Below are 13,187 nucleotides of genomic sequence, written 5' to 3'. Positions count from 1 at the left end.
ATGACTAAAAATTCAGCTAGAATTAAAAAAGTAAAAAAATTAAATCTGATACGTAAATGGAAAAAACGAAGCATAGCCATTTTGTCTGTTATCGCCTTTCTAATTGTTTTTGTTATTTTGTTTATATACACCAGTCTTGGTGTAAAAATAACCACTTATGTTTTAAATAAATTTCTACCTGAGTTAAAAATAGCTCAAGTTGAAGGGACCTTTCATGATTTGCATGTACAAGGACTTTCACTTGAATTACCGGGTGTTAATGTTCAAGTTAATGATGCTTCATTTTCACTCGCAGGACTTTGTTTATTAAAAACTGAAGTCTGCGCCAATCAATTCAATGCTAATGGTGTAAATGTTTCAATTAATACTAAAGAAATCGAAAGTTCACCAAGTGAACCTACTACTGCTACTACCACAGAACAATATTTTGTGCTCACAACCCCATTACCTATAGCTCTTAGCAGCACGCACCTTACTAATATAAAAGTCACTGTTGATGATATGCAATTTGAAATGTCTGACTTCACCGGTAAAGCTACATGGGTTAATAATCAGATTCATGTTTATCCTGCTGTTGCCACAGGGTTAAGTGCTATTTTTACAGATAATCAAAGAGCAGATGTACCAGTAAAAACGTCCGATAAAGATATCGCACTTAATGAAAAAATCTCCCAACTTTTTAATCAACCGTTGATTGAATCATTGCCTCAAGTTAATATTCCATTAGATATTAATGTAACTAGTTTAAGAGGGACAAACTGGCTATTACATATGGGGGGACAAGATTACCTATTTGATAACGTTGCAATTCAAACCAATATTGTTAATAGCCGTATTATTATAAAACAATTAGATACAGATGCTATAACTCCCTATGCTAGCGGACATGCCTCACTTTCAGGTGAAATCACATTACACGATGACTGGCCTATATTAGCTTTAATAAAAGCAAATACCGAACAAAATCGACTTGATGCACAGTTTTCAGGCAAATTGCTTGGTGAGTTGTTAACTAACATAAACCTTGATGGTTTGAATCAAATGGTGATGAGTGGACACATCAATTTTATTGAAAAATACTTACCTATAATTACTCAAATTGAAGGTAAGCATATTCAATGGCCAATTGAAGGCAAAGCTCAATATCAATTAAATGATTTTTCCGCATCAATAAACGGTAATGTAAAACAGTTTCAAATGTCAGCCAAAGGTATTATTGAAGGAAAAGAATTAACTAATACCTCATTTGATATTGTTGGTAAAGGAACTAATCAAGATGCAAGCATTGATCATGGAATCATTAAATTACCTCAAGGTGAGGTTAATATAGATGGAAATATAAGTTGGCCACAAGCATTACAATGGAATATCAACATAAAACTGAATAATGTTAATATGAACAAAGAACTACCTAACTATCCGATTCGATTAAATGGTCAATTTACAACTACAGGCGTACTAAACAAGGATAAATGGGCATTTGATTTATCCGATCTACAACTGAAAGGTAATATTAATCGTGCTAATTTTTTAGCATCTGGTAACGTATATGTTGATTCTGAAAATTTAGCCACTGCAAATAATTTTGCAATTAAATGGGGAAAAAATCAGATTGATTTAAATGGTTCAGCTGAAAAAGGCAACTTACTGGCGAAGTTAAATCTCGAATCATTATCGTTATTAGTTGATGATATGCAAGGTTCAATTGTGGGTAATATAAAACTTAATCACACACCTAATAATGCAATCATAGATACTAGTTTAGCCATTAACTCGCTATCTTTTGACTCCATCAAAATAGCTAAAGCTAATCTTACAGGTAAAGTTGAGTATAAAGAACAGATCAGTGGCAACATTAAACTCACAGGACAATCAATAGAACTTTCAAACCAAACCATAAAAAAACTAAATGTTGATCTATCTGGTAGTGAAAGCCAACATATATTAACCGTTAATATTGATGGTGAACCTGCATCACTAAAAACATCGTTAACAGGAAAACTTGATAAGGAACGCACAAAGTGGAACGGAACCATTCCTAGTGCGCTACTCAATTTAAACAAAAATAACAATTGGCAATTAGCTAAATCTGTTGACTTATTTTATGATGTTAATAATCAAATCCCAGCAATTAATGCTCATTGTTGGATTAATGGGAAATCAAGCATTTGCCTTGATAAACAATTTTTGTTAGCTAAAAATACCGATACAAGTATCACCTTAAAAAACATTAATCTATCTAGGCTACCAATACCAAATGACGGTGAAACCAAACTTACTGGTAATGCAAATGGAAAAATAACTATACAATTTAATAATAACAATACAATACCATTAATAAAAGCAAATTTGACTAGTTATGATGTTTATATTCAACAAATGGTTACCTCCCAATCGTTGCTATTGCCTTTTGATCTTTTCAAAATAGATGCTGAATTTAATGAACAACAAGCTAAATTGGATTGGAAATTTGGTCTAAATAAATTAGGAAAAATAAACGGTAATCTTGTTATTAATGATCCAATTGAACAAAAAAAATTAAGTGGCCAATTGAGTATCGATCATTTAGCATTAGCCATTATTAATCCGTTATTAGATAGCAAAAATTATGCCAAAGGTGCTATTAACGGTAACGTTAAATTTTCTGGTTCATTAAATGAACCATTGCTAACAGGTAGCATTAACTTACAAAATAGCGAAATAAAATCAAGTCAATTACCAATTGATATTAAATCGGCTAAATTTGACCTCAATTTCAATGGTAAATCATCCACATTAAAAGGTATTTTAACAACTCAAGCTGGCAATGTTAATATTAATGGTAATGCCAGCTGGAATACTATAGATAAATGGCAAGCCTCGTTAGCTGTTAATGGCGCTGCCATGGAAGTTACTGTGCCACCAATGATTGTTATGTCAATTGTTCCAGATATTAAAATCAATGCAACACAAGATGAATTAACTTTGTTAGGTAAAGTTAGCATTCCAAAAGGAAAAATAACAGTTGAATCACTTCCCGCATCAAGTGTTGATGTCTCACCAGATGAAGTAATGCTCGATATAAATCGGAAACCTATTAGGCCTCAGGAATTTGGCATTAAAATCAATAGTCATCTTGAAATTGATATTGGTGATAACGTTACTGTCGATGCTTTTGGACTAAAGTCTTCGCTTAAAGGTAGTTTAATTGCGGCACAAACCAATAAAGGACTTGATTTGCATGGTGAAGTTTTGATTCCAACAGGTCGATTCCATGCTTATGGGCAAGATTTAATTATTCATAAAGGCATCATTACTTTTTCAGGATCGGCTGATCAAGCTACACTCGATATTGAAGCAATCCGTAATCCAGAAGCAATGGAAAATAGCAATATCATGGCTGGAATTCGAGTTACAGGATCTTCTGAATCGCCCAAAATTGAAGTATTTTCAGATCCCGCCATGTCACAGCAAGAAGCTCTCTCCTACTTAATCCGAGGACAAGGACTCGATAGTACAGAACAAAGTGATAGCGATATGATGACAGCGTTGCTGGTTGGTATTGGCACAGCGAAAACAGGTAAATATATTGGTGATATTGGTAATGTCTTTGGTATTAAAAATCTAACACTTGATACTCAAGGTGCCGGTAATAACTCTAAAGTTGTGGTTAGTGGCTACATATTACCTAATTTACAGCTTAAATATGGTGTAGGCATATTTGATTCGCTGGCAACCTTTACTTTACGTTATCGCCTAATGCCTAGTCTCTATTTAGATGCTACATCAAGCTTAGCGCAAACACTGGATCTTATTTATCAATTTGATTTTTAAGAAAAATTAAATTTAATGGAATGTTTGACCTTGCCAATTATTCTGGCAAGGCTACTCATTTTTATAACCAATTAACATTTCACGCTTTATCCCAAAACCTTTACGTTTAACTACTTTGAATCCAGCATTTAGTAAATTTCGTCGCACAAACCCTGCCGCAGTAAAGGTGGCAAAAGAACCATTTAAAGCCGTTAATGTATAGAAATCTTCAAATAATGATTTTACCCACATGTCAGGATTTTTCGCTGGTGAAAACCCATCAAAAAACCAAGCATCAATCATAACATTTTGCTTTGTTAAAAAATCTGAAAAATTACTAATATCATCATTACATATCTTTAAACTAACATCGTCAAACTGGAAAGTAGAATCAATTAAAAAAGCCTGAAGTCGTTTTGATAACGAAAGTAATGTTTTATTTTTAAAAAGTACACTATTATGAATCTTTATTAATTCATTTAACGATAACGGGTACTTTTCAACACTAAAAAATGTAAGATGTTTAAGTATATGATTCGGGTATTGACTTCTAAAATGTAAAAATGTTTCCCATAAAATCAAAAAACTTAGCCCTGAACCAAAACCTGTTTCTCCAACTATAAATGTATCTTGCTTGTGATTCAAAAAACGCTGACGTAAATCATTACCTTCAACAAATACATATCTGGTTTCCTCAATTGCGCCTTCAGTATTAAAATAAACATCATCGAAATAGGTAGAGACAGGAGTTTGGTTTTCGTCCCAAGTAATAGCTGATTTATGCATAATCATCCTTTAAACAGAAGCCGTTAACGAACTATATATTAGTCTTGATTATGTATATAATACGCTAAGTTAACTTATGAGGTAAATTATGGTATTTCTTTTTCGCTTAATTATTATTGCTATAGTTGGTATTATCGTTTGTGTTTTAGGCGTTATTTTTTGCCTATTTAACCCAAGAAATCCCAAAAATGTAGCAAGATTTGCTCATTTATTTAGCTTTTTCTTTAAACCTATATTGGGCGTAAAAGTTGATACTCGTACGACCTCTAATATCAATAAAATAGGTAGCTGTATCTATATTGCGAATCATCAAGATAACTATGATATAGTTGTAGCTGGTGATGTTGTGCAACCTAAAACGGTAACAGTAGGTAAAAAAAGTCTGGCTTGGATTCCTTTTTTTGGGCAACTTTATTATCTTACAGGTAACATTCTTATTGACCGTAATAATAAATCAAAAGCTCACGACACAATCGGACAAGTTGTTAATGAAATAAAAAAGCGCAGCATATCTATTTGGATGTTTCCTGAAGGTACTCGTAGCCGTGGACGGGGATTATTACCGTTCAAAACAGGTGCCTTTAAAGCTGCCATTGCTGCTGGAGTACCAATTGTGCCGATTTGTGTATCGCAAACTAATGATATTAAATTAAACCGCCTAAATAATGGGCATATCATTGTTGAAATGTTAGAACCTATCGAAACCAAAAATCTAGGCAAAGCGGATACTAGAGCCTTAATGGAACAGTGCTATAGCCTAATGGCAACTAAAATAGCGCAAATAAATGCTGAAGCAAAACAACTAAACAATCAAAAATAAGTCATGAATAAACAAGATCGTAATTTTGATGATATCAGCAATAAATTTGCACAAAATATTTATGGCACAACCAAAGGTCAAATTCGCGAAGCGGTAATATGGCAAGAACTAGAAAAAGTTTTAGCTACCTATCCACACAATAAATCATTAAATATTCTAGATGCAGGTGGAGGGCAAGGTCAGATCGCCTGTCGGCTGGCCAAACTTGGGCATCAAATAACGCTTTGCGATATCTCTGAACAAATGCTAGAACTGGCAAAACAAAAAGCTCAATCCGAAAAGATAAATATAGATTGTCTTTGTTGCCCTATTCAGCAGCTTGATAACTTAATAAACAAACAGTTTGATTTAGTCATTTGTCATGCTGTATTAGAGTGGGTTGCTGAACCAATTGAATTAATAAAATCATTAAAACAACACCTTAAATCTGATGGTTTTTTATCGTTAATGTTTTATAACTATCATGCGCTTTTGTTTAAAACGGTCACATTAGGCAATTTTGGTTACACAAAATCAGGGTTAGCTAAGCGTAAGAAAAAGACACTTTCTCCCGATTATCCAAGAGTTCCAACAGACGTATATCACTGGCTTACACAACTTGATTTTGATATTTTGCAAAAAACAGGGATTCGTATTTTTCATGACTATCTAATCAACAAATCCAAAGCAGAAACTCATTTTGAACAACTATTAGAACTTGAACAAAAATACTGCCAAACTGAACCTTATCTTAATTTAGCAAGATATATTTTAATTACTGCAAAAAATAAAATGAATTCATAAAAAACTCGTCTTGCCCATGCTTTTTTAAATGAGCACTCGAAAAATTTATCATAAATCGCTATTATAAGCAGATTAGTTTTATTGATTAAGGAAAATGATCATGATTGTTGTAACAGGCGGCGCTGGGTTTATTGGTAGTAATATTGTTAAAGGTTTGAATGACCTGGGGCACAAAGATATTTTGGTGGTTGATGATCTAACTGACGGCACCAAGTTTTCTAATCTAGCTGATCTAGATATTGCCGATTATATGGACAAAGATGAGTTTATCGCAGCTATTATTAGTCATGACGATCTTAATATTGATGTTGTTTTTCATCAAGGTGCCTGTTCGTCAACCACAGAATGGGATGGCAAATTTATGATGGAAAATAACTATGACTATTCTAAAGACTTGTTGCATTACTGCCTCGATTTCAATATTCCATTTTTATATGCTTCATCAGCCGCTACTTATGGTGGGCGCAGTGATAACTTTATTGAAGATCGCACTTACGAAAAGCCATTAAACGTATATGGATATTCTAAATTCTTATTTGACCAATATGTGAGACAATTACTACCCCAAGCTAATTCGCCAATTTGTGGATTCCGTTATTTTAATGTCTATGGACCACGTGAATCACACAAAGGTAGCATGGCTAGCGTTGCATTTCACTTAAATGAACAAATTAATAAAGGTGAAAAACCAAAACTCTTTGCAGGTAGTAAAAACTTTAAACGTGACTTTATTTATGTTGGTGATGTCGTTGCTGTCAATTTATGGTTCTGGAAAAATAAAATATCAGGAATTTATAACTGTGGAACAGGTCGAGCAGAGTCGTTCCAAGCTGTCGCTGATGCGGTTCTTACTTACCATAAAAAAGATGAAATTGATTATATCCCCTTTCCTGAACATCTAAAAGGACGGTATCAAAGCTATACCCAAGCAGATCTGACTAAATTTAGACAAACTAAATGCCCAATTGAATTTAAAAATGTTGCAGAAGGAACTGCTGAATATATGAAATGGCTTAATGAACAATAAGATGGAATTGATTAAATGAAAACACTCATTATTGGTCCTTCATGGGTTGGCGATATGATGATGTCGCAAAGCCTGTATCGTACATTAAAACAACTTGATTCTAATAACGAAATTGATGTTTTAGCTCCGGCTTGGTGTCGAGCACTATTAAATAAAATGCCAGAAGTGAATCAAGCAATTGCAATGCCATTAGGCCATGGTGAGTTTGCTTTTAAAAAACGTCGAGAAATAGGTAAATCACTACGTAATAACCATTATGATCAGGCTATTATATTACCTAATTCATTCAAATCAGCATTGATTCCATTTTTTGCCCAAATTCCTAAACGTACAGGTTGGAAAGGCGAGATGCGCTATGGTTTATTAAATGATCTTCGTAAACTTGATAAGCAAGCATTTCCGTTAATGGTTGAACGCTATATTGCTCTTGCTTATCCTAATAGTCAGATCCATTCGGCTTCCGATTTGCCACAACCACTACTGTGGCCAAAAATCAATGTCGAACAAGATGAAATAACCCAAGCTCTTTCAACTTTTACTATAACACAAGATGAACCATTAATTGGCTTTTGTCCTGGTGCTGAATTTGGCCCTGCAAAACGCTGGCCCGATTATCATTACGCGGCACTTGCTGATATGCTAGTTAAACAGCACGCTAAAATTATTATTTTTGGTTCCCAAAATGATCGCAAAGTAGGGGAACAAATTATTGCTAAAATGATACATCGCGAGAAGTGTATCAATCTAGCAGGTCAAACACAGTTAGAGCAAGCTGTTAGCCTAATTGCTGCTTGTAAAGCCATTGTGACTAATGACTCTGGATTAATGCATATTGCAGCGGCTTTAGGCAGACCACTGCTTGCTCTTTATGGGCCAAGTAGTCCAGATTTTACCCCTCCACTATCAGATAAAGCCGAAGTTATCCGTTTAATTACTGGTTATCACCGCATCCGTAAAGGCGATGCCGAACAAGGTTACCATCAAAGTCTGATCGATATTAAACCCGATATTGTTTTCGAAACCTTGATGAAGCTCATCATGCGCTGTAAAAAGAGTAATGAATAATGAGAGTATTAGTGGTTAAAACATCATCCATGGGGGATGTACTTCATTCTTTACCAGCATTAACGGATGCTGCTAACAATTTACCAAATATAACTTTTGATTGGGTAGTAGAAGAAAATTTTGCCCAAATACCTAGTTGGCACTTTGCTGTAAACCAAGTGATACCGGTTGCAATAAGACGCTGGAGAAAAAATTGGTTCGCTAAAGCAATTCGTCATGAGCGCCATGATTTCATTAATACCTTAAGACGACAACATTATGATGTGATTATTGATGCACAAGGGCTCATTAAAAGTGCGTTTCTTATTACTCGTAAAGCACGGGGTATTAAACACGGTTTGGATCGCAAAAGTATCAAAGAACCAATTGCTAGTTGGTTTTATGATATAAAACACAATGTATCTAAACAAATGCATGCTATTGAGCGCATTAGATTACTGTTTGCAAAAAGCCTGCAATACAAATTACCTGATTCAATGGGTGATTATGCTATTGCGCGTCACTTTTTATCTTCATTACCTAACAATAATCAGCAATATCTAATTTTTTTACACGCAACAACACGAGATGACAAGCACTGGAGCGAAGATGCTTGGCGAAAATTAATTAAACTAGTTGAACCTACTGGGTTAAAAATAAAATTACCTTGGGGAGCACCACATGAGCAAGCACGAGCAATTCGTCTAGCACAAGGATACCAACACGTAGAGATACTCCCCAAACTTTCACTTTCAGATATAGCAACCATTATTGCGGGAGCAAAAGCCGTTGTTTCGGTAGATACAGGTTTAAGTCATCTAACCGCTGCATTAGATCGTCCAAATATTACTTTATTTGGCAAAACCAATCCAAAATTGATTGGTGGCTATGGAAAAAATCAATTTAGCATTATCTCAAATGAAAAATGTATGCAAACAATTCAAGCCGAGCAAGTTTACAAACAATTAGCTGGCTTTTTATAAATGGAATAAAAAAGACATGAATTTAATGAATAAATATAGCGATCTTATTTATGAAAAATACGCACAAATTGGCAGTAATGATCTAGGTTATATTGATAATGCCTTAGGCGCTGTTATGCAAGTGTTAGACGAAGTTATTCGTAACGAAAATGTCCCACAAGAACTAAAAGATAAAGCCGCTTATGCAGCAGCTAATTTACTGATCAGCGACTTTGATATTAGATAGCGGTTGGTAAATTAATAATAAAGCGAGTTGATTGCTCGTCAGATTCAGCATAAATTGAACCTTTGTGCGTTTCAATAATGGATTTGACAATAGCAAGCCCTATTCCAGTACCCGAACTATCACTACGATGACGTGATTCGTCAACTCGATAAAACCGGTCAAAAAGGTGTGGCAAATGTTTACTGTCAACTTTCTTGCCTGGATTCGAAATGATGATTCGAACTCGCCTTTCGCTTACTTGACTTAAAATTATAGTGATAGTTTGATTTTCGGGTGTATAACGAATTGCATTGGATAAAATATTACTGATTGCCCTTCTTAACATCATCTTATCACCTTGAATATGGGAGCAATTTCCTTCAAGATTAAAGGCAATATTCTTCTCGTCGGTAAGTGGTTCAAAATATTCACACATCATTGTGATCAAGCTATGTAAATCAATATCGATTAAATTAGGCACCAATTGACGATTATCTGCTTGTGCTAAAAATAGCATATCAGAAATCATCTGTGACATTTTTTCGTATTCTTCTAAATTTGAATATAAAATCTCGCGATATTCATTAGTTGTTCTGGCATTACTCAGCACAATTTGCGTTTGAGTGGCTAAATTAGTAATAGGTGTTCTCATCTCATGAGCAATATCCGCTGTAAAATCACGTTGCCGTTGAAATACATTCTCTATCCGATTAAGCATATCATTGAATGCTTTTACTAAACTAACATATTTAATTGGTACTAAAGAAGTAGGAATGCGGTAATTCAGGCTTTTAAAATTAATTTTTTCTATTTTTTTAATCAACCGATTAATTGGTTTTTGGGTAAAATAGACACTAACAAAAGAACCAATTAAAGCCAAAATACAAGCAATAAGAATAAGCAATCCTAAACCATCGTGTAATCGCCGAATGAATTCGAGATGTAAGTCACGAGCAACAGCAACTATGGTGGTATATTGTCTACCATTTTCAATCGAAACTCGTGAAGCTGCAACTCGATATGATGCTTTATCTTGATTCCAAATAGCAGTACTATGATTTGCAATAATAATATCAAAATCAATATGATTTTTAGCTACTGTTAGATTAGGACCACGTGTTCGATAAACAATTTTCCCTTTCTCATCAATAACATAAACAAACAGACGATGATGACCTGTCAAAATTAATAATAAATTTTGAATAAATTCGTCACGATTCTCATCTGGAGAATAATAAACAAGTTCACGTTCTATAGAATCAATAACCGAGTTAAGTTCAGACACATTTTGTTGGATTGAAATTTTTTCAAAAGAACGTTCAATAAAAAAACTAAAACAATAAAGTAAACCACAGGTTAATAAACAAACAATAAGAGGCAAGCGAAATGAAATTAACTTATTCTGTTTCATCCAAGACATCTAACTTATACCCCATTCCACGAACTGTATGAATCAATTTTGGTTCGAAATCAGCATCAATTTTATTACGCAATCTCCGAATTGCAACATCAATCACATTAGTATCACTATCAAAATTCATATCCCAAACTTGAGATGCAATTAATGATCGTGGTAAAACTTCTCCCGGATAACGTAAAAAATATTCTAATAACAAAAATTCTTTATTGGTTAAATCAATGCGTTTATCCCCACGTGTTACCATACGTTTAGGAAGATCCATGACCAGATCTGCAATACTTAATTGGGAATTATTGACTTGAGGGACATTACGTCGGAGCATAGATTTCACACGAGCTAATAACTCAGCAAACGAAAAAGGTTTTACTAGATAATCATCAGCACCTAAGTTTAGGCCTTTAACTTTATCATCCACACTTCCCATAGCGGTAAGTAACATGATAGGTGTCTCTTTGCCTGCTTCACGCAGTGACTGAACAATTTTCCAACCAACTATATCAGGCAACATAACATCTAAAATAATAAGATCATAATCTTCTGTCATAGCTCTATGATAACCATCAAGACCATTATTTGTTAAATCAACAACAAACCCAGATTCAACTAAACCTTGACGAAGATACTCACCTGTTTTTTGCTCATCTTCAACTACTAACAATTTCATACTTGAATATTTCCTTTGTTATTTGTCTGGTTGTCGTAATTGCATAACACAGCTATAGAATAAATGATAAACACCAAACCAATCATGATGGTTTAATGACTATTTTGTAATCATAATGTCATTAATTAGTTGGTTTATCTTTGTTATAGTAGCTACACAATGATTCATGAGGCTAGACATTATTGTTTCATTGTTTTATTTCCTTTCATCCATTCCTTGCAATTTAATGCAGCCCTAGTTTATCTAGGGTTTTTTTTGTTCTAGATCGATATAAGTTTACATACCCCCGAAACAACAATTAGTTAGGTATAAATTAAGTATATTTTAACAAAAATACTCTACATTGAATATTACTTCCTTTTACTTTTTACACAACACAATACCCGTCTCGACATGATCTGTATAAGGAAATTGATCAAACATAGCAAAATGTTGAATTGAATGTGTTTTAGTCAATAACTGTAAATTGTCACGCAATGTATTAGGATTACACGAAATATAAATAATTTTTTTATAGGTTTTTAATATATTAATGGTATTTAAATCCACTCCACCACGTGGAGGATCTACAAGTACCGTATCACACTGATATTCATCCAAATTGATTCCTTTTAAACGATTAAATTCTCGTTCTTTTTTAATTGCACTAGTAAACTCTTCGGCTGACAACCGTACAATATCAAGATTATCAATTTGATTAACTTCAATATTATGCTGAGCTGAATAAACAGACGCTTTGGCTATTTCGGTGGCCAATACTTTGCGAAAGTTTTGTGCTAGTGCAATTGAAAAGTTACCATTACCACAATAAAACTCGAGTAAATCACCAGTTGAATTTTTGGTAACCGATATAGCCCACTGTAGCATTTTAATATTTACCGCAGCATTTGGTTGAGTAAAACTATTTTCAATTTGTCGATAAATAAACGTTTTATCCATTACTGGCAACACTTCATCAACATAATCCACATCAATTGCTATTTTTTGATTACTCGCTCGCCCTACAATATTAGCAACTACTCCAAGTTCAGCTAGTTGAGCTTTTAATTTTTTTGCTTCTATGATCCATCCATCACTTAACTTTTTATGATATAAAAGCGTAATTAATAGCTGACCACTTAAAGTCGAAAAATAATCAATTTGAAACAGCATATAGCGAAGTAACAGATTATGTTGTAACAAAGGTAAAATGGTTCGCATAGCTTGATTAATTAGTTTTGTTGCAATAGGAAATTCATCAACCCGTATTCGTTTTTTTGTTTTTTTATCATACATAATATGATAAAGATCTTCACCGTCATGCCAGATTCTAAACTCAGCACGCATACGATAATGACTAATAGGTGAACAATATACCGATAATTCGGGCAGTGAAAAATCTGATAATAATGCTTTTAAATTATCTACTTTTTTTTTCAACTGTTGATTATAATTATCATTCGAGAAACATTCGGTCATATTCATTATCTGATAGTTATTAAAGAAGTTTATTTAATATGGAAATTTGAGTCAATCCGTGTTAAACCACAAAATAATTAAACATTAATTATTTAAACCAATTTAACCTCGGTAGTATAAATAATCATTATGCATGCTATCGCAAACGGACGCATATCTTATCACAAACAGCTAACAATGATAAGTTTTGCTTAAATAAAACATC

11 protein-coding genes are annotated in these 13,187 nt (G+C 33.7%); 7 read left to right on the top strand and 4 right to left on the bottom strand.

What is annotated here, in order from left to right:
- Complete coding sequence (gene tamB / locus A9G25_RS04470; protein WP_065625906.1) at positions 1-3,813, top strand: autotransporter assembly complex protein TamB; 3,813 nt, start codon at positions 1-3, stop codon at positions 3,811-3,813.
- A gap of 51 nt (positions 3,814-3,864) precedes the next feature.
- On the opposite strand, the gene mnmD is transcribed toward tamB, so the two are convergent.
- Positions 3,865-4,578, bottom strand: a complete 714-nt coding sequence (mnmD, locus tag A9G25_RS04465; RefSeq protein ID WP_065625905.1) for a tRNA (5-methylaminomethyl-2-thiouridine)(34)-methyltransferase MnmD — start codon at positions 4,576-4,578, stop codon at positions 3,865-3,867.
- An 88-nt stretch (positions 4,579-4,666) separates the two neighbouring features.
- Between mnmD and A9G25_RS04460 the strand changes: the two genes are divergently transcribed.
- The 6 genes from A9G25_RS04460 (at position 4,667) to A9G25_RS04435 (ending at position 9,461) form a co-directional block, all read left to right on the top strand.
- Positions 4,667-5,398 (top strand): 1-acylglycerol-3-phosphate O-acyltransferase, encoded by a 732-nt coding sequence (locus tag A9G25_RS04460; RefSeq protein ID WP_065625904.1) that lies wholly within the window; start codon positions 4,667-4,669, stop codon positions 5,396-5,398.
- Between the two features lie 3 nt (positions 5,399-5,401).
- Entirely contained in the window at positions 5,402-6,181 is a 780-nt protein-coding gene (locus A9G25_RS04455; protein WP_065625903.1) for a methyltransferase domain-containing protein, read from the top strand.
- A 100-nt stretch (positions 6,182-6,281) separates the two neighbouring features.
- On the top strand, positions 6,282-7,208 hold the full coding sequence (rfaD, locus tag A9G25_RS04450; RefSeq protein WP_065625902.1) for an ADP-glyceromanno-heptose 6-epimerase: 927 nt from the start codon (positions 6,282-6,284) through the stop codon (positions 7,206-7,208).
- 15 nt (positions 7,209-7,223) lie between these two features.
- Positions 7,224-8,273 (top strand): ADP-heptose--LPS heptosyltransferase RfaF, encoded by a 1,050-nt coding sequence (gene rfaF, locus A9G25_RS04445; protein WP_065625901.1) that lies wholly within the window; start codon positions 7,224-7,226, stop codon positions 8,271-8,273.
- Positions 8,273-9,235, top strand: a complete 963-nt coding sequence (gene rfaC / locus A9G25_RS04440) for a lipopolysaccharide heptosyltransferase RfaC (RefSeq protein WP_065625900.1) — start codon at positions 8,273-8,275, stop codon at positions 9,233-9,235. The genes rfaF and rfaC overlap by 1 nt, the downstream gene beginning before the upstream one ends.
- A gap of 25 nt (positions 9,236-9,260) precedes the next feature.
- Positions 9,261-9,461 (top strand): YaeP family protein, encoded by a 201-nt coding sequence (locus tag A9G25_RS04435; protein ID WP_065626006.1) that lies wholly within the window; start codon positions 9,261-9,263, stop codon positions 9,459-9,461.
- Here A9G25_RS04435 and A9G25_RS04430 read toward each other — a convergent pair.
- The 3 genes from A9G25_RS04430 to trmA all read right to left on the bottom strand — a co-directional run bounded on the left by A9G25_RS04430 (position 9,454) and on the right by trmA (position 12,982).
- Positions 9,454-10,860: a heavy metal sensor histidine kinase gene (locus A9G25_RS04430; RefSeq protein WP_065625899.1), complete on the bottom strand. Its 1,407-nt coding sequence runs from the start codon at positions 10,858-10,860 to the stop codon at positions 9,454-9,456. The two genes, A9G25_RS04435 and A9G25_RS04430, sit on opposite strands and share 8 nt — an antisense overlap.
- Positions 10,838-11,524, bottom strand: a complete 687-nt coding sequence (locus A9G25_RS04425) for a heavy metal response regulator transcription factor (RefSeq protein WP_034914857.1) — start codon at positions 11,522-11,524, stop codon at positions 10,838-10,840. Before A9G25_RS04425 ends, A9G25_RS04430 begins: the two co-directional genes overlap by 23 nt.
- Positions 11,525-11,884: 360 nt before the next feature.
- A complete protein-coding gene (gene trmA / locus A9G25_RS04420; RefSeq protein ID WP_065625898.1) occupies positions 11,885-12,982 on the bottom strand; it encodes a tRNA (uridine(54)-C5)-methyltransferase TrmA in 1,098 nt (365 codons plus the stop codon).
- Positions 12,983-13,187 lie beyond the last annotated feature (205 nt).

The organism is Gilliamella sp. Bif1-4 (genome assembly GCF_001690535.1).
Lineage (GTDB): Bacteria > Pseudomonadota > Gammaproteobacteria > Enterobacterales > Orbaceae > Gilliamella > Gilliamella bombi.
Note: the sequence above shows the minus strand (reverse complement) of the source record. Positions and strands in the feature narration are given on the sequence as shown.